Origin of the sequence: Paractinoplanes rhizophilus (genome assembly GCF_042664765.1) — a bacterium.
GTDB classification, from domain to species: Bacteria; Actinomycetota; Actinomycetes; order Mycobacteriales; family Micromonosporaceae; genus Actinoplanes; species Actinoplanes rhizophilus.
On the sequence record NZ_JBHTBJ010000043.1, the window covers coordinates 23,201 to 40,847 of the forward strand.

11 protein-coding genes, 2 tRNA genes, 1 pseudogene and 1 riboswitch are annotated in these 17,647 nt (G+C 69.9%); of the genes and pseudogenes, 5 read left to right on the top strand and 9 right to left on the bottom strand.

The features are described from left to right. Entirely contained in the window at positions 1–2,841 is a 2,841-nt protein-coding gene (locus tag ACFQS1_RS34430) for an MGH1-like glycoside hydrolase domain-containing protein (protein WP_378976222.1), read from the bottom strand. Positions 2,842–2,961: 120 nt separating this feature from the next. Here ACFQS1_RS34430 and ACFQS1_RS34435 point away from each other — a divergent pair. Next, positions 2,962–4,344: pseudogene (locus ACFQS1_RS34435) on the top strand (APC family permease). After that, positions 4,341–5,324 (top strand): acetamidase/formamidase family protein, encoded by a 984-nt coding sequence (locus ACFQS1_RS34440; RefSeq protein WP_378976201.1) that lies wholly within the window; start codon positions 4,341–4,343, stop codon positions 5,322–5,324. Before ACFQS1_RS34435 ends, ACFQS1_RS34440 begins: the two are co-directional and overlap by 4 nt. Here the strand turns inward: ACFQS1_RS34440 and ACFQS1_RS34445 are convergent. Then, positions 5,314–6,447 carry a 5-methylcytosine restriction system specificity protein McrC gene (locus ACFQS1_RS34445; RefSeq protein ID WP_378976202.1) on the bottom strand — a complete coding sequence of 378 codons (1,134 nt, stop codon included), beginning with the start codon at positions 6,445–6,447 and terminating at the stop codon, positions 5,314–5,316. The two genes, ACFQS1_RS34440 and ACFQS1_RS34445, sit on opposite strands and share 11 nt — an antisense overlap. Before the next feature lie 2 nt (positions 6,448–6,449). Continuing rightward, complete coding sequence (locus ACFQS1_RS34450) at positions 6,450–7,934, bottom strand: McrB family protein (protein ID WP_378976203.1); 1,485 nt, start codon at positions 7,932–7,934, stop codon at positions 6,450–6,452. 114 nt (positions 7,935–8,048) lie between these two features. Beyond that, positions 8,049–8,252, top strand: a riboswitch (cobalamin riboswitch). A gap of 107 nt (positions 8,253–8,359) precedes the next feature. Between ACFQS1_RS34450 and ACFQS1_RS34455 the strand changes: the two genes are divergently transcribed. Continuing rightward, positions 8,360–10,705 carry a ribonucleoside-diphosphate reductase subunit alpha gene (locus tag ACFQS1_RS34455; RefSeq protein WP_378976204.1) on the top strand — a complete coding sequence of 782 codons (2,346 nt, stop codon included), beginning with the start codon at positions 8,360–8,362 and terminating at the stop codon, positions 10,703–10,705. Further along, on the top strand, positions 10,705–11,700 hold the full coding sequence (locus tag ACFQS1_RS34460) for a ribonucleotide-diphosphate reductase subunit beta (protein ID WP_378976205.1): 996 nt from the start codon (positions 10,705–10,707) through the stop codon (positions 11,698–11,700). The genes ACFQS1_RS34455 and ACFQS1_RS34460 overlap by 1 nt, the downstream gene beginning before the upstream one ends. Here the strand turns inward: ACFQS1_RS34460 and ACFQS1_RS34465 are convergent. Further along, positions 11,678–12,415, bottom strand: a complete 738-nt coding sequence (locus ACFQS1_RS34465) for a (2Fe-2S)-binding protein (RefSeq protein ID WP_378976206.1) — start codon at positions 12,413–12,415, stop codon at positions 11,678–11,680. The two genes, ACFQS1_RS34460 and ACFQS1_RS34465, sit on opposite strands and share 23 nt — an antisense overlap. Before the next feature lie 73 nt (positions 12,416–12,488). Beyond that, positions 12,489–12,821 carry a cupin domain-containing protein gene (locus ACFQS1_RS34470; protein ID WP_378976207.1) on the bottom strand — a complete coding sequence of 111 codons (333 nt, stop codon included), beginning with the start codon at positions 12,819–12,821 and terminating at the stop codon, positions 12,489–12,491. Between the two features lie 115 nt (positions 12,822–12,936). On the opposite strand from ACFQS1_RS34470, the gene ACFQS1_RS34475 reads away from it, so the two are divergent. Next, positions 12,937–13,347, top strand: coding sequence for a TIGR03618 family F420-dependent PPOX class oxidoreductase (locus tag ACFQS1_RS34475; RefSeq protein ID WP_378976208.1), 411 nt, complete (start codon positions 12,937–12,939; stop codon positions 13,345–13,347). A gap of 44 nt (positions 13,348–13,391) precedes the next feature. Here ACFQS1_RS34475 and ACFQS1_RS34480 read toward each other — a convergent pair. From ACFQS1_RS34480 to ACFQS1_RS34495, 4 genes are all read right to left on the bottom strand, one after another. Next, positions 13,392–13,464, bottom strand: a tRNA-Lys gene (locus ACFQS1_RS34480). 105 nt (positions 13,465–13,569) lie between these two features. Then, positions 13,570–13,643, bottom strand: a tRNA-Ile gene (locus ACFQS1_RS34485). A gap of 399 nt (positions 13,644–14,042) precedes the next feature. Next, the gene (locus ACFQS1_RS34490; RefSeq protein ID WP_378976209.1) at positions 14,043–16,406 is read right to left on the bottom strand and encodes a transglutaminase TgpA family protein; all 2,364 of its coding nucleotides are present in this window, start codon (positions 16,404–16,406) and stop codon (positions 14,043–14,045) included. Beyond that, positions 16,400–17,545 carry a DUF58 domain-containing protein gene (locus tag ACFQS1_RS34495; RefSeq protein WP_378976210.1) on the bottom strand — a complete coding sequence of 382 codons (1,146 nt, stop codon included), beginning with the start codon at positions 17,543–17,545 and terminating at the stop codon, positions 16,400–16,402. Before ACFQS1_RS34495 ends, ACFQS1_RS34490 begins: the two co-directional genes overlap by 7 nt. Positions 17,546–17,647 lie beyond the last annotated feature (102 nt).

Genomic DNA, 17,647 nt, shown 5'->3' on the forward strand with positions numbered 1-17,647 from the left:
TCACCGACCGCGGACGGTGACCCGGTCGAGGGCGATCGACCCGCCGTCCAGCCGCAATCCGAACGCCGGCTGTCCCGGCGCGGCGACCGGCGCGGTGTGGATCAGCGCCCACTTCCCGTCGTGTTCGGCCCAGGTCGTCAGCTTGCCCCACCGGGACAGCACGGCGAATCGATCATCCGGCGACCAGCGGACCGCGGCGCAGCAGCCGCCGGTGGATGCCGGCTGCGAGACCCCGTTCACCTGGACGTCCGCGCCCGATGTGCCGAAGTGGTTGTTGTACCAGGCCAGCGCGTTGTCCCGGTCGCCGCCCGAGAAACCGAGGAACAGGCTGTCCTCGGGCGACGCGCCGGAGAAGTGGGCCGGCTCGACGATCACCGCCGCGCCGGAGGCGGGGGCCGCGAGCAGGGCGAAGGCGCGGGCGTCGGCGGACGCGGTCAGGACACCGTTGCCGACCGCGAGGCGCGGGGACGGCTCGGCCACCGGGTGGTCGATCCGGTACGCCGCCAGCCGGTCGGTGGAGAAGTCGTCGTCCCAGGTCACCGCCGGGTAGTCGGCCGGGTCGAACTGGTAGCCGGTGGGCAGCAGCGCGCTCGTCACCCCGTCGCGCGACCAGGCCAGCAGCCGGATCGGCAGGCCGGCGGTGGGATCCGCGCCGGCCGGGAGCGACACCTGCCACGTGCACGGGCCGGTCTGCCGGGCGGCCCACCCGCGCGGCACCTGCAGGCTTGTCCGGGTGACCGGCCCGGTCGTGCGGGCCCGCACCGTGGCCGTCTCGCCGGCGTCGACGGCGAGGCTCGGCACCGTGAAGCCGGCCGACACCCGCGGATCCGGCTGCCGCCAGGACTGCAAGGCGGTGATTCCCACCGCTCCCCCGTCGGCCCGCGACATCACCACCCGCAGCCGGTCGGTCGTGAGCGGGGGCGAGATCCGGATCCGATTGATGGCGCGGGCCACCGGCGTGGCCGGGTCGCGCGTCTGGCCCGGCACCTCGAGCCAGGCCCCGGACGCGTCCTGGTACTGCAACGCGTACGAGTCCGGCACCCGCACCCCGCCGCCGTCGTCGTAGAAATCGATCCGCACGTCGGACACCGCCGTCGCCGCCCCGAAATCGACCGCGAGCCAGTCGCTGCGATTCGGCGATCCGTAGCTCGTCCACCGCGTCGACGGCACGTCCAGGTGGAAGTCCTGCCCGTCGATCGCGTTGGCCGCGCTGTCGCCGGGCCAGGTGTAGGAGGCGGTCGCGAGCGGATACCCGGTCTCGGTCACGTTCGCCGCGTCGTCGACGAGCACCGGCTGCGTACCGCGGTCGACGAACGACACCGGCACCGTGACATCGCCGAGCGTCGCGCGATGGACCTTCACGACGCCGTCGATCAAAACCTGAAAACCACTGCCCTTCCCGTACGCGCTGCCGTCGCGATCCCAGCGAATCGAGAGGTCGTGGCCGTGATACGCGAGGTTCTCCACGGCGAAATGCGACCAGTCCGCGGGCACCAGCGGCGCGATCCGGATCGAGTCCCCGGCCTGGGGACGAATTCCCAGCAGCCCGGAGAGAACCAAGTCGGTGAACGTCGAGTGGTTGTAGTCCTCGCTGTGCCCGGCGGCGTCGTAGATCCAGCGATCCTCGTCGGGGTGGTGCGCCTCGGCGACGTACGGCCGGCCGTTCTTGCGTTGGGTCAGGGCGTACCCGTGCAACAGATTCACGTAATCGCCGACGCCGACATAACTCTGCGCCGGGTAATCGAGGAGCTGATTGGCCAGCGCCGTCAGCGTCTGGCTCGTCGCGAACGGCCAGGACGGCCCGTCCCAGCGGCAGCAGCCGTTCAGCGCGTCGTGCATGAACCACGGGCTGCGCCGCTCGGTGGTGGTCGGCCCGTACGGCGCCGCGAAACCCTGCGGGTCGGTCAGTTGCGCCCAGGCGACCGCATCCGAGGCCGGTGGCATGTGGAAATACCACGGCACGAAGCCGATCTCCTCCCGGTCGGCGATGACGCGACCGTCGCGCATCACGTGCTGGTAGAAATCGCCCTTCCAGAGCGCCTTCTCCGTGGCGGAACGCAGCCGGGCGGCTTCGGCGTCATACTGCGCCGCCACGGAAGTTGATCCGGCCTTACTGGCGACCACCGCCAGCGCTCGGGCGTCGCCGTACTGATAAGCGTTGATCGTCGGCCGGTAGCCGTCGCCGCCGTGATAGGGGTCCGGGCTCTGATAGGAGCTCGCGGTGAACTCCATCGCGTCCCACACCGGCGTCTGCCAGTACAGCCCCTTCGCGCCGTCGAAGTAGCTGGCCTTCCATCCCTCGTACTGCTTGCGCAGCGCGGACAGGCGATCGGTGAGAAACTTCCAGTCCCCGCTGACCGAGGCCCGCGCCACCGCCGCGTCCACCGCCCAGAACGAATACTGATGCGCCCAGTCGGTGGTGTTCTTGTTCAGCTCCTCGGTGGCCGGCTTCGCGCCCGACCCCGATCCGGTCAGCCAGTAGTCCAGGTAGTCGTCGAGATAGCGCTGGTCGCGCAGCCACCGGCCCTCGTAGATGTGATGCCCGGCGGCCGCGTCGATCCCGCCGAACGGCGCCGAGTAGCCGACCGGCCCGAGGAACTCCGACACGATCCAGCCGTCGGCCGGCCCGGTGTATTTCAGCGCCTCCTTGAAGGTGCGCCACCGGTAGTAGTAGGTGTCGCGGATGGCCGTGTCCGGCACGTCCACGAACGGGATGTTCGCCTCGTACCATGCCTTGTCCGGCGTGTCCCCGAGCAGTGCGTCGTGGTTCAGGATCGACGCGCTCGGCGCGGCCGACGCACCCGGTACTCCCAGGAACCCCGCCACCAGGGCAGCAACCATTCCCACTCGTGCAAACATCATCGCACACCTCCTGAACGGATCCAAACATCGAAATCCCTCAAGAGTCAACGGCCTTCGTGACGCGTGACCCATCGACACATTTGCAATAATCTTCACACCGTGACGGAGCTTGAGCAGTTCGGTTACAGGCAGGAGCTCAGCCGATCGCTGAGCTTCACCGACCTGCTGATCTACGGTCTGATCTTCATGGTGCCGATCGCGCCGTTCGGGATCTTCGGGAGCGTCTACAGCGGCTCCGGCGGGATGGTCGCCCTCGCGTACGTGATCGGCATGGTCGCCATGATGTTCACGGCGCTCTCCTACGCCCAGATGGTCCGTGCCTTTCCGATGGCCGGGTCGGTCTACAGCTACGCGGGGCGCGGCATCGCGCCGCCCGTCGGTTTCCTGGCGGGCTGGGTGATCCTGCTCGACTACGTGCTGGTCCCCGGCCTGCTCTACCTGGTCGCCAGCGTGGCCATGCACTCGCTGGTGCCCGGGATCCCGGTCTGGCTGTAGCTGGTCGCGTTCGTCCTGCTCAACACGGTGGTCAACTATCTGGGCATCCAGATGACCGCCCGGGTCAACAAGATCATGCTGGTGGCCGAGCTGATCGTCCTCGCGATCTTCCTGGTGGTGGGTCTCGGGGCGCTGTTCTCCGGCAAGGTCAGCGTCGGCAACGCCTGGAGTCCGCTGTTCAACGCCGACACTTTCGAGTGGTCGGTCGTGTTCGGGGCGGTCTCCATCGCGGTTCTGAGCTTCCTCGGCTTCGACGGCATCTCGATGCTGGCCGAGGAGAGCCGGGCGGAGGCGCACCAGATCGGCCGCGCGATGGTGGGCGCCCTTCTGCTGGCGGGCACCCTGTTCATCGTGCAGACCTGGGTGGCCGCTCTGCTCGTGCCCGATGCTCCCGGCCTGCTGGAGAACGGCGACCCGGAGGGTACGGCCTTCTATGACGCGGCGCGGGTGGCCGGCGGCGGCTGGCTGGCCAACCTGACCGCCTTGGCCACCGCGATCGCCTGGGGTTTCGCCAACTCGCTGGTCGCGCAGGCGGCCACCAGCCGGCTGCTCTACGCGATGGCCCGCGACCGGCAGATGCCCCGCTTCCTCGCGAAAGTCAACGAGCGCCACAAGGTTCCCGCCAACGCCACGTTGCTCGTTGCCGCGGTTTCGCTGGCGCTGGGACTTTACATGGCCAGCCGCGACGACGGCATCTCGCTGCTTTCCACGCTCGTCAACTTCGGCGCGATGACCGCTTTCCTGGCGCTGCACGTCGCCGTGGTGGTGCACTATGTGGTGCGGCAACACAGCCGCGATTGGCTCCGGCACCTGGCCGTACCCGTGATCGGTTTTCTGATCCTGCTCTATGTCGTCATCAACGCGAACATCGCCGCGCAGACGCTCGGTTTCATCTGGCTGGCCATCGGCGTGCTGGTGCTGATCTCGTTCTACGTCAGCGGCCGGCGCCCTTCGCTCGCCGGCCTCTCGCAAGGGGGCGAGTCGTGAAGTACACACCTGACAGTTCTGAGCTGTCACATACATTCGGTGGCCGTTCGCCGGTGCTGAGCGTCAAGCCCGGCACCGTGCTGGAGCTCTACACCGAGGACTGTTTCGGCGGCCTTGTCCGGGACGTCGACGACCTTCCCTCGGTGGTCTGCGAGTTTCCCTATCTCAACCCGGTGACCGGGCCGTTCCACGTCGAGGGCGCGGAGCCCGGCGACACCCTCGCGGTGCATTTCGTCTCCATCACGCCCGCCCGGGACTGGGCTGTTTCGTCGACATTTCCGCATTTCGGCGCGCTCACCGGCACGCACACCACGGCAACTTTGCATCCGCCGCTCGACGAGGTTGTCTGGCGCTACGACGTGGACGTCGACGCCGGCTTGGTGCGCTATCACGCCCGGCGAGGCGACTTCAGCATGGAGCTTCCGCTGGACCCCATGCACGGTACGGCGGGAGTGGCGCCGGCCGCGTTCGAGTCGCGGATGACGATCGTCCCCGACGTGCACGGCGGAAACATGGACACGCCGGAACTGCGCGCCGGCACCACCGCCTATTTCGGCGTCAACGTGCCCGGCGCCCTTTTCGCGCTGGGCGACGGCCATTGCCGCCAGGGCGACGGCGAGGTCTGCGGCACCGCCGTCGAGGCCGCCATGAACACGGTCGTCGTCTTCGACGTCATCAAGGGCGCCGCCACCCCGACCCCGCGCTTCGAGACCGACGACTGCCTGATGTCGGCAGGCTCGGCCCGCCCGCTCGAGGACGCCTTTCGGATGAGCCAGCACGACCTGATCACCTGGACCGCGGAGATGACCGGCCTCGACACCCTCGACGCCTACCAGCTGATCAGCCAGGCCGGCACCGCCCCGGTCGGCAACGTCTGCGACCCCAACTACACGATGCTGGCGAAAGTCCAGAAGAAATTTCTCGGCGGGGTGCGCGCGTACGAGGGCGTGCACGCCCGGCTCCGCGAAATCAGCCGCTGACGACGTCCTTGTCCAGGCTCGGCATCAGCCCGAGCACGTGAACCGTCCGCGACCCGACGGTAACGGCCGGCCGCGCCGCCTCCACCGGATAGACCAGCGTGCACTCGGGCAGTCCGAGTCGCTCGCAGTAGGTGACCATCTGGTAGACGTCGGCGCGGTCCGGCGCGTGGTCGGGCCACTTGTACTTGGCGTCGTAGAGCGCGACGAGCCGGTTCCCGGCCCAGACCGTCGCGTCGGCTTCCGCCGTCTGCCCGTCCTTCGTCAGCGCGAAGGAGTAGGGTGCGCGCACGTCGTGCTGCGGCCACGTCCGCCGCAGCCATTGGGCCACATAGGTTTCCCAGACCTTCGGCATGTGGAAGAGCAGCGAGCCACCGGCGAGTCCCGCCGATGTGGGTGCCAGCGACTGCGACCGCAGGATGGTCTCGGCGAGCGCGAGCGCCTGCCGGTAAGGCACCGTCAGGTTCGTCAGACGGATCCGCCCGACGTCGTCGGCCCGCCACGATGTGCGCGAAACCCGGTGGAAAGCCGGCCCGAGCGCTGCGACTCGCACCGCGGCGTTGCGGCCGAGCGGGACGCGGGCAAGCACGTCCAGGGCCGCGGCGAGCGCCCGGTTCTCCCGGATGTCGACCGTCAGCCGCCGGGCGACGGTGGCGAGCCGGTCCGGGCGAGCGGCCAGCTTGCTGACATGGTGCGCGACATCGAGCCGGCCGGGATAGGGCGGCCAGGCGTAGCGCCTGGGCTCGTACCCCTTGACCAGGCCTCGGCCGATCAGGTGCTCGACCTCACGGGTGTACGCGAGAGCAATGGCGTCGATGAGAAAGTTGCGCGCGACGGCGTCGGCGGGCAGTGTGCCGGCGAGTACCGGCCGGCGGCCCGACTGCCGGATCAGCTGGACGACGTCGCTCAGCGGAAACCGGCTGAGGAAGTCGATCCAGCGGCCCGAGGGCAGGCCCAGCCGACCGACGAAGGACCCCGGCGTGACCTCGAAGACGCCCGGCTCCCGCGTCGGCGTGATGCTCCGCAGGACCCGCGATCCGGAGGCTGCCCGCACGAACCCGAGCAGGTAGTCGAGCTCAGCGGCCGCCAGCCGCAATTGGGCCGGCCGATACTCCACCACCTCCACGATCAGGCTTCCTCGGCCAGCATCTTGGTGACGCTCGTGGTGAGGTCGTCCAGGCGGGAACGATGCTCGAACCAGTACTCCGTCAGGTACGGCAGCAGTTCGTAACGCCAGATCCGGAACAGTCCCGCCGCGGTGGCGTCGTCGCCCATCCAGTATGAATGTCCCGGCGCGAAGTCCGGGTTGTCCACCGCCAGCTGGACGAGATCGAAGAATCGCAGCACCAGGTCGGCCGACTCGCCCTGCCCCAGATGCGCGCTCAGCACCTCCCGGCTCGGAAGCAACTGGAACGCGTGGAACCGGCGGCGCAGCGCGAAGTCGACGAGCGCGAGACTCCGATCGGCCGTGTTCATGGTGGCCAGCACTACGACGTTATGAGGAACCGAGAACCGCTCCTGCGAGTACGGCAGCAGCACCGACTTGGTGACCCGGTATTCGAGCAGAAGCATCAGCTCGCCGAGGACCGCACCGAGCTCGGCGCGATTGATCTCATCGATGATGAAGACGTGCGTCGCCTCCGATTTCCTGGCGTCCTCGCAAAATTGCTTGAACACTCCCGGCCGCACCCGGTATCCGATGGTGCCAGCGGCGTTCGTCGTCGGCCGCAGCCCTTCGACGAAGTCCTCGTAGGAGAAGGACGGGTGGAATTGCACCGTCTCAACCTTGCCGTCGGCCCCCGCGAGGTGCCGGCCGAGTTCCTCGGCGACGAAGGTCTTGCCGGTTCCGGGCGGCCCGTAGAGCAGCGCCTGGCGCTTGCCGCCCTTGAGCAGGGCAACCCATTCCTCCAGCTGGTCGAGCGGCAGATGCGTGTTCTCCGCGACCTCGGTGAGCGGGTGCGCTCTCGTTTTCGGGATGAGCACGGGCGCCGCCGGAGCGACCTGCGCACGGGCGACCGCGGTGAGCACCGCGTCGATCTCCTGCGGCGCCAGCCCGAATTCGGCCGCGAATTGGTGCGCCGCATCGCAATAGCGCTGGTATCGCCCGACGCCACCCCCGCGGCCCCGCGATTCCGTGAGCCGGCCCAGCCCCACCAGGGCCTGATGGGTTACCTGGAGCCAGATGACGTACCGATCGGGATCGCGCAGGTACATCAGCATGGTCGGATAGGACCGGCCGGCGCCCGGGAACGCCTGCGCGTTCTTCAGGATCTGGTCCACGAACGTCAGCGACTCGTCGATCGGACGCCGCCACAGCCGCTCGGTCCATTGGTTGAATTCGTCGAGCGGGTCGACGACCCGGCTCATGGTCGCACCCACGAATGCGGGGCTGAACCGGTTGTAGTGCGTGACGCCGTCCCACTCGCCCGTGTTGAACAGTCGCCCCAACTCCAGCGCCTGATCCAGGGTCATCGTGCCGGCAGACTGGTTCAGCAACTCACGCGCCCGCTGTTCGGCGGATCGCCGGGAGTCGACCAGCGTTGATCCGTAGCCGGCGCGTACCCACTCCACGAAGCGGGGCAAATCCCTGAGCGGAGGCCTGTCGTCGGTCACCGTGCATCCTCCCCTGATCACCGGATGCACGAGCATGGCACACGTGTGGCGATCTCGGTCACGCGACACGCCGACACATCATGTGGGGTTGCACTGGCACCCCCGTACCCATATATGGTGTCTTCCGCAGCTGGTTCGGCGCTCCGATGAGGAGCGTCGAGGCAAGAGGGAACCCGGTGGAAATCCGGGACTGCCCCGCAGCGGTGAGTGGGAACGAAAGCCGTCACGAGCACTGGGCCCGGGCCTGGGAAGCGACGGCCGGTAGGCGCGTGCAGCACGCCCACGAGTCCGAAGACCTGCCAGCGCGCCGCATGCCGCCCGGCGTGCGGCGGTCGAAGGCCGCGCGGGACGGCCGACGCCATCAGCCGGCTTTGACGTACGTCGGTGGCGTCCCCCTGCGCGTCCTCACCACGAGGGGGACGGACATGCGGGTACGGAAACGCAACGGCGACCTGGAACCGGTCGACGTCAACAAAATCGTGCGGGCGGTCGAGCGGTGGGCGGCCGACCTGGACGAGGTCGATCCGATGCGGGTCGCCACCAAGACGATCAGCGGGCTCTACGACGGCGCCACCACTGCCGAGCTCGACAAGCTCTCCATCCAGACGGCCGCCGAGCTGATCGGCGAGGAGCCGCAATACTCGCGGCTCGCGGCTCGCTTGCTTTCCGCGTACGTCGACAAGGAAGTTCGCCTGCAAGGCGTCGCCAGCTTCAGCCAATCCATCCGCTACGGCCACGACCTGGGCCTGATCGGCGACGCGACCGCCGAATTCGTATCCCGCAACGCCCGGAAACTCGACGACGCGATCGACGTCGCCGCCGACAAAAGTTTCGAGTATTTCGGGCTGCGCACCGTCGCCGACCGCTACCTGCTGCGCCACCCGCAGTTGCGAACCGTGGTGGAAACCCCGCAGTACTGGCTGCTCCGGGTGGCCTGCGGGCTCTCCGAGACCCCGGCCGAGGCAATCGGCTTCTATCGGCTCATGTCGTCGCTGGCCTATCTGCCGAGCTCGCCGACGCTGTTCAACTCCGGCACCCGGCACACCCAGATGTCGTCGTGTTTCCTGGTCGATTCGCCGAAAGACGAGCTCGACTCCATCTACGAGCGGTACCACCAGGTCGCGAAACTTTCCAAGTTCTCCGGCGGCATCGGCATCTCGTGGACCCGCGTCCGGGGCCGCGGCGCGCTGATCCGCGGGACCAACGGCAAGTCCAACGGCATCGTCCCGTTCCTCAAAACGCTCGACGCCGGGGTCGCGGCGGTCAACCAGGGCGGCCGCCGGAAAGGCGCGGCGTGCGTCTATCTCGAGCCGTGGCACCCGGACATCGAGGAGTTTCTCGAGCTGCGCGACAACACCGGCGAGGAGTCGCGCCGCACGCACAACCTGAACCTGGCCAACTGGATCCCCGACGAGTTCATGCGCCGGGTCGAGGCCGACGAGGACTGGTCGCTGATCGACCCCTCCGACGCCCCCGAGCTTCCCGACCTGTTCGGCGAGGAGTTCGACCTCGCCTACCGCAACGCCGAGAAGAAGGCCGTCAAAACCATCAAGGCCCGTGACCTGTACGGGCGGATGATGCGCACCCTGGCGCAGACCGGCAACGGGTGGATGACGTTCAAGGACCGCTCCAACGCGCTGTCCAACCAGACCGGCGCGCCCGGCGCCACCATTCACCTTTCCAACCTGTGCACGGAAATTCTCGAGGTGAACAGCGACGACGAGACGGCGGTCTGCAACCTCGGCTCGATCAACCTCGGCGCCCACGTCTCGCCGTCCGGGGTCGACTGGGAAAAGTTGCGGGCCACGGTCCGGACCGCGGTGGTCTTCCTCGACCGGGTCATCGACATCAACTACTACCCGTCGCGGCAGGCGGCCGCCTCCAACCCGCGCTGGCGTCCCGTCGGCCTGGGTCTGATGGGCCTGCAGGACGCGTTTTTCACGCTGCGCCTGCCGTTCGACTCCGCCGAGGCCCGCCAGCTGTCGACGCGAGTCCAGGAGGAAATTTTCCTCACCGCCCTGGAAACGTCGGCCGAACTTTCCGCGACATTCGGGCCCCACCCGGCGTACGAGAAAACCCGCGCCGCCCAGGGTGACCTGCACCCGGACCTCTGGGGAGCCGAGCCGGCGCAGCCGGAAAGGTGGGCCGAGCTCAAAGCGAAAGTCGCGGCCACCGGGCTGCGCAACTCGCTGCTGATCGCGATCGCGCCCACCGCGACCATCGCCTCGATCGCCGGCTGCTACGAATGCATCGAGCCGCAGGTGTCCAACCTGTTCAAACGCGAAACCATGTCCGGTGAGTTTCTCCAGATCAACACCTATCTGGTACGCGAATTGAAGGCGCGAGACCTGTGGACCGCGCCGATCCGGGAGCAGATCAAGCGCGCCGAAGGTTCCGTGCAAGGCATCGCGGAGCTGCCCGCGGACGTACGCGAAATTTTCCGCACCGCGTGGGAACTCCCGCAGCGTGCCCTGATCGACCTGGCGGCCGCCCGCGCCCCCTACATCGACCAGTCGCAGTCGCTGAACCTGTTCCTGAGCGCGCCGACCATCGGCCGCCTTTCGTCGATGTACCTGCACGCCTGGAAGTCCGGCCTGAAGACCACCTACTACCTGCGCTCGCGGCCGGCGACGCGCATCCAGCAAGCGACAGTCGCGGTCGCCCCGGCTGCGGTCGTCCCGGCTGCGGTCATCCCGGTGCAGACCGCCGCGGACGCCGAAGCGCTCGCCTGCTCCCTGGAAAACCCCGAGTCCTGCGAGGCCTGCCAATAATGCTGCTCGATCCCGGAATGGACCTGACCCTGCGGCCGATGAAGTATCCGCACTTCTTCGACCGCTTCAAGGACGCCATCAAGAACACCTGGACCGTGGAGGAGGTCGACCTGCACTCCGATCTGGCCGACCTGTCCCGCCTCTCGCCCGCCGAGCGGCATCTGGTCTCGCGGCTGGTGGCCTTCTTCGCGACCGGCGACACCATCGTCGCCAACAACCTGGTGCTCAACCTCTATCAGCACGTCAACTCGCCGGAGGGCCGGCTCTATCTTTCCCGGCAACTTTTCGAGGAGGCCGTGCACGTCCAGTTCTACCTCAACCTGCTGGACACCTACGTCCCCTCGGAAACCGCGCGCAACGAGGCGTTCGCCGCGGTCGAGAACATTCCGTCGATCGCCCGCAAGGCCGAGTTCTGCTTCAAGTGGATCGACTCCGTCTTCGAGCTCCGCGAGCTGCGGACGAAAGAAGACCGGCGGGCTTTCCTGCTCAACCTCATTTGTTTCGCGGCGTGTATCGAGGGCCTGTTCTTCTACGGCGCCTTCGCGTACGTGTACTTCCTGCGGTCCCGGGGGCTGCTGAACGGGCTGGCCAGCGGCACCAACTGGGTCTTCCGCGACGAGTCGATGCACATGGCCTTCGCGTTCGACGTCGTCGAGCAGGTCCGCGCCGAGGAGCCCGGCCTCTTCGACGCCGCCATGGAGGCCCAGGTGCGCGACATGCTCGCCGAGGCGGTGGATTGCGAGGTCCAGTTCGCCGACGACCTGCTCGGGCAGGGCGTCTCCGGCATGTCCCTGGCCGACATGCGCTCGTACCTCGAGCATGTGGCCGACCGCCGCCTGGCCGTGCTGGGCATCGAGCCGCTGTACGGCTCGGCCAACCCGTTCGCCTTCATGGAACTGCAGGACGTGCAGGAGCTTTCCAACTTCTTCGAGCGCCGCGTCTCCGCCTACCAGGTCGGCGTGACCGGCACGGTCAGCTTCGACGACGACTTCTGAGGACGCCGTCCCAGTGCTGACGCCGGAGCGCCTCCGGCGTCAGCACGCAGTCCCCGCACTTGCCGGCGCCGGGGATCCGGTAGTAGAGGCAGCAGTTCCGCCGTACCAGAAACCACCGCGCCCTCGTGCGGTCCGGTTGCGCCAGCACCGCGGTGTCCTTCAGCGGCGCCCGGCGCAACAGCCGCTCCACAATTGCCGCAGCTTCGGCGGCATGCTCGGGCGCCGAGTCGGCGATCATCCCAGCGGCGCCGCCCAGCGCCGACGCCACATTTCCCCAGAGCAGGTGCTCCGGCAGCGCGAACCGCTCGCTCACCACCTCGAGCAGCGCCCCCACGACGTCGAGGTCGAAGTCGCCCTCGGTCGCTTCGGAACACGCGATCGGCAGCGGACTTTCCGGCCCCGGCCGCCACCACAGGTGCCCGATCTCGGCCCGCGGCAGCACACCGCTGATCGCCACCGCCCCGAGCAACGGCGACACCAGCCGCGACGCCCACCCGAGGAAGGTGATCGACGCGACCTCCCGCGCGCCGATCTGCTCGGCGCTCAGCCCCGACCTGCGCACCAGCGCCTGCCGCGCCACCTCGACCCGCTCCGCCACCACGCCGGCATCAAGCAGCTCGCTCAGCGGCCGCCACCCGCGGTCCTCCTGCCACTGCTCCCACATGAAGTAGGGCCCGAGCGCCTCCGCCCCTCGAAGGGCCTCCGAAGGGGTCACGCCATCACCCTAATCAGGGCAGCTCGATCCAGGGCCGCTCGATCCGGGGCAGCTCGGCTCCGGGCAGTTCGATTCAGGCCAGCTTGGCCACCGTCAGCAGCACGACGCTGTCCTCGAGGGCCTCGAGCGCGTGCCGCGCGTCCGGGATCACCACCAGGTCGCCGGCGCCCGCCTCCTGACCGTCCTCGCCCGAGGTCAGCCGCACCCGCCCCGCGAGCACGTAGAGCGTCGCCTCGCCCGGGCTTTCGTGCTCGTCCAGCCGCCGCCCGCCCACCAGCGCGACCACCGTCTGGCGCAACGTGCTGGCATGCCCGCCGTGCACCGTGTGCGCGCTGCGCCCGCTGTTCGTGTCACGCGCCTCGGCGAGACTCTTTTCCGCCAGCTCGGTAAGTGATGTTTTGTCCACGAACCCAGCGTCGCCCGCCCCGGTCCCCGCCGACAGGGACTTTGGTCCCGATCTACGGTCCGTGTCGAAGTCGGCGTTCCGGCCCCGACTTCGACCGAGGCCCTAGGCTGGCGGCGTGGCAATCACCCTCTCCGCGGCGTGGGAGCTGAGCCGGGCCGACCACGGCCTGGCCATCGTCTCCACCCTGCGCGCCGACCAGACCATCCAGTCCTCGCTGGTCAACACCGGCATCATCGGCGACCGCCTGGCCTTCGTCACGTACGGCAAGGTCAAGCTGGCCAACCTCCGGGCCCGCCCGCAGCTGGCGGTGGCGTTCCGCAACGGCTGGCAGTACGCGACCGTCGAGGGCCGGGCCGAGATCGCCGGCCCCGACGAGCTCGACGCCGAGGAGCTGCGCCTGCTGCTGCGCGAGATCTTCACCGCTGCCGGCGGCACCCACGACAACTGGGACGAGTACGACCGCGTCATGCGCGAACAAGGCCGCGCAGCCGTCCTCATCACCCCGACCCGCATCTACGGCAGCTGACCGTTGGCTCCCGCAATCGCGCGTCGGCCCACCCGGCGTGGAAGTGCGCCGCCGGGGAGTCGAACCCCGAACCTACTGATTAAGAGTCAGCAGCTCTGCCAATTGAGCTAGCGGCGCGCAGCGGAGACGGGGCGAGTCGAACGCCCACGGGTGTTACCCCCAACGGTTTTCGGGACCGCGGCCGGCGCCCATCGGCTGGCGTCTCCATGCAGTTGTGTCTCGTGTCGCCGGGTGGGTTCGAACCACCGGCCTCCGCCTTATCAGGGCGGCGCTCCAACCGGCTGAGCTACGGCGACTCGTGCGGCGGCCAAGGGATTCGGCCGGACCACATGAAAGCCGGACCACATAGAAGAAAGCCGCCGGCCCCGGATCGGGAGCGGCGGCGGGAAGAGCGTGCCGGCGCTACCGTTTCCGGATCTGCTTGCGGGACGAGGAGAGCTGCTGGCTCTGCGTCATCATCGGAGGTCTCCTGAACCGTGGTGGCCGGTGGTGTTCTCCACGGTAGGGGTGGCCGCCGCGCCGGACAAGGCAATTAGTCGCGGAGGAACGGGCCGCTGAAGCGGTGCCATCGGCGGCGGCTCAGCAACGGTGCGGCGAGGGCCCAGCAAAGGTGCGGCGAAGGCGCGGCGAGGGCCCGAGCAGAGGCGCGGCAAAGGCCCGAGCAGAGGCGCGGCAAAGGCGCAGCGGAAGCGCGATCAATCACGATGCCAGCGCAGCGGTCCCGGGTGCAGGCTCCACCAGATCCGCCGCCACCAGGACCGCCGGGCTCGCAGCGCGGTGGCGTACTCGACCGCCTGCCGCCCGGCCCGCGCGGCCTGCCCGTCGTCGGCCGCCCCGGGTGCGAACCCCACCGTGTTGATCCCCGCGACCAATTCGTCGAGCGGCGGCAACGGTGGATCCGCGACGGACGGCGCCCGCTCGGCCGTGGGCGCCCGGCCGGACGCGAGAGCCGGGTCCGGCGTGGAAACAGGGCCGGACATGGGCGCCGGGCCAGAAATAGGCGCCGGGCCGGAAGTAGGCGCCGGGCCAGACGCAGGCGCCGGGCCAGAAATAGGCGCCGGCTCCGGCGTGGCGCGGCGCAGGCGGCCCGGTTTCGGGGGTGCGGGCGTGGCCGCGTACGCCGCAGCCTCGGTCGCCGCGAGGTGGGACGGCATGGGCCGGCCCGCCAAGCGCAAGGCATCCCTCAGCTCCGCCCACGCCCCGGCGATCCGGGCGTCGGGCGTGCCCTCGAACAGCCGCCGGTTGCGCAGCGAGCGCCGCATCGCCAGCAGGACCAGGGCGGCCGCGACCAGCACCAGCAGCACCGAGCCGGACGCTCCCCCGGCCACCACGACGGCGCCCGGACCGTTGCCGGGATCGGCGGCGAGCGCGGCCGGGGGCGCCGAGGACGAGGACGGCGCAACGGAGGGCGGCGGCTCCGAGGGCGGGGACGGAGGCTTGGTGGGCTTCGGGGTGAAGTCCTCCTCGACCGGGCGGGGATTCTTGTTCTTCGGCATCGGGTCGAACGGCACCCAGCCGAGCCCGTCGAACAGCACCTCGGGCCAGGCGATCGCGTCGCCGCCGGTCACGGCGCCACCCGCGGCCGGCGCGTCGAAGCCCACGACCACGCGGCTGGGCAGGCCGGTGAGCCGCGCGAGCACGGCGAAGGACGCCGCGAACTGCTCGGAGGTGCCCACCTGGCCGCCCTGATCGCGAGGGCCGAAGAGGAAGAAGGACAGATTCGGGTACGCGTGACCGCTCGGCGCGTCGGCGACCTTGCGGTAGTGCTCGGACAGGAACTCCTCGATGGCGGCGGCCCGGTCGTAGGCGGCGCCGTTGCCCTCGGCGAGCTGCTCGGCGAGGCGCTGGATCGGCTCGGGCACGTTGTCGCCGACCGTGAGGTAGCGCGCCACCGCGCCGCCGGAGGGCACGTCCGCCGCCGGCAGCAGGTCGAGGTCGGGGGTCTGCTCCGCGGAGACGACGTCGTAGCGCAGGCCCGCCGCCAACTGCGCGGGGGCGATCACGGTGCCGGTCGCGGCGTCGAAGGCCACGCGCGCGCCGGTGATCTCGGCCGGTGTGGGCACGGCGGGGAGCAGCCGGCCGGTCAGGCCGTCGATCGTGATCTGCTGACGTACGGTGTCGACGGTCGCGTCCGCGAGGCGCGGCTGCTGCGGAAGCACCCGCCCGGCGTTGCGATAGGTCGCTCCCACCCGCCAGGTGATGCCGTCGTAGTCGGGCATCACCGCCAGTCGCAGGCGGATCCGCTTGCGGCCCGGCACCGGCGACACCTCCAGGAGCCGCTGCTCCGGCGCCAGCATCCACCCCGAGATCCGGTTGAGCGGGCTCTCGTCCAGGCTGTCCACCTGCGGCGGTTGCACATAGCGGCGCGGGTCGACCGGCGTCGCTGAGACCTGGCCGCCGATCCAGGGCCCGATCGCCGCCGCGAACGCCAGCACCGCCACCAGCCCCGCCGCTGCCGCGCTCCCCCGCACCTTGGTCGGCCCTTCGGCCCGGGCCGGCCGATTGCTCGTCGCCAGCGCGAGTATCGCCAGCCCGGCGAACCCGAGCGTGGTCCCGCCGGCCGTCGAAGCGTTCGGCCCGACCACATACAGCGCGCCGGCATAGAGCGCCGTCACCGGCACGAGCCCGAGCAGCACCCGTCCCGCGCGCACCGCCACCTCGGTCGCCGCGAGCCCCGCCAGCCACGCCGCGATCACCGGCACGACCACGGTGTCCGGCGTGGGCTCGACCGGGATCATGGCGGTGAGCAGCCGCGGAATCCCGTTCCCGAGCGAGTCGCGGGCGATCTGCACGAGCGGACCGGTCATCTCGGCGCGGCCTGCGGCCCATTTCAAGACCCCGATGGTGTACGCGGTCAGCAGCACCGCCGAAATCGGGGCCACCGCCCAGTTGGGCAGCCGCCGGACGGCGACGCTCAGCCCGACCGACCCCAGCCCCGCGCCGCCGACGAGCACCACGAGCAGCGAATCCGCGTAGATCCGCCCCAGCACCAGCCCGGCCAGCGCGATCATCCCGGCCAGCGCGGCGGCCACCACGAGCGAGCGCGCCCACCTCACCATCCGCGCACTCCGTCCCAGGCGGCCGCGAACTCGACTCCGTTCTCGGCCTCGATGACGATCAGGCCGTCGCCGCTCGAGACCGGCGCGGCGTCCCGATCGCCGAACAACCCGGCGAGCACGACCGGATAGGGCCCGCGCAGCCCGCTGACCGCCCCGAGGTCCCGCCGCCCGCCCGGCCCGGTCAGGAAGACCAGCGTGTCCCCCAGCCGTTGCGCGCGCAGCCGCCGCAACGTGGCCGCCAGCTCCGCCTCGCCCAGGGTGGCCTCGGTCAGCACGTCCAGGAACGGCCCGGTCGCCGTCGACGTGACCAGGTGCAGCGAGACCGGCAAATCCTCGCGCACGGCGGCCGCCACGATCGAGGCCGCCGCCTCGCAGGCCGCCTCGAACGAGTCGGCGACGCCGTCGCGCAGCTCGGGGTGGGCCGCGGCCCGGTCGTCGAGCAGCACCACGATCGTCGGCTCGGAGGTATCGAGCTGTTCGCGGACCATGAGCTCGCCGACCTTGGCCGAGCTGCGCCAGTGCACCCGCCGCAGCTCGTCGCCGACCACGTATTCGCGCAGCGAGTCGAACGTGATGGTGCCGTGCGGAACCTTGTCGATCCGGCCGTCGAGGCTGCGCGAGATCCCGGCCGGGACGGCCCGCAGCAGGTGAATCCGCGGATGCACCCAGACCGACGCGGTGCCGCCGTAGGTTCGGGCCAGCGTGATCAACCCGAGCGGATCGCCCCGGGTCACCTTGAGCGGCCCGATCGGCACCACGCCGCGCCGGCTCGTCGGGACCGGGTAGTCCACCGTGGTGTCGTGCCCCGGCCGCAGGCGCAGCAGCGGGACCGGCACGGTCGCCGGCCCGCAGCGATCGGTCGCGACGAGGTTGGCCGCCCGCACCCGGCTGGTGTTACGCACGGTCAGCGTCATCCGGGCCGGTTCGCCGCGCGCCACCCGGTCGGGGTCGGCGACCCGCTCGACGCCGAGCCGGGGCCGCCACAGCGCGAACCCCACCCCGCAGACGAGCGCCACGAGCGCGACCGCGCCCAGCAGCGCCAGGTCGGGATAGCCATAACGGAACCCGACGAAGAGCAGCACCACGGCCCCGACCAGAAGACCGATCCCCCGCGCGCTGATGCCGCCAAGGCCGGCCACGCGCCCCGCACGCCCCCGTCGCATCGTGGCCGGTCCGCTGCCCGCTGCTCGGCCGCTGCCGGACGCCGGGCCGCTGCCGGTCGGCGGAGCGCTGCCGACCGG

Coding starts and splice junctions, on each gene's coding strand:
- ACFQS1_RS34430 (WP_378976222.1), bottom strand. CDS start 2,841: ATGGTTGCTGCCCTGGTGGCGGGGTTCCTGGGAGTACCGGGTGCGTCG.
- ACFQS1_RS34455 (WP_378976204.1), top strand. CDS start 8,360: ATGCGGGTACGGAAACGCAACGGCGACCTGGAACCGGTCGACGTCAAC.
- ACFQS1_RS34460 (WP_378976205.1), top strand. CDS start 10,705: ATGCTGCTCGATCCCGGAATGGACCTGACCCTGCGGCCGATGAAGTAT.
- ACFQS1_RS34490 (WP_378976209.1), bottom strand. CDS start 16,406: ATGGTGAGGTGGGCGCGCTCGCTCGTGGTGGCCGCCGCGCTGGCCGGG.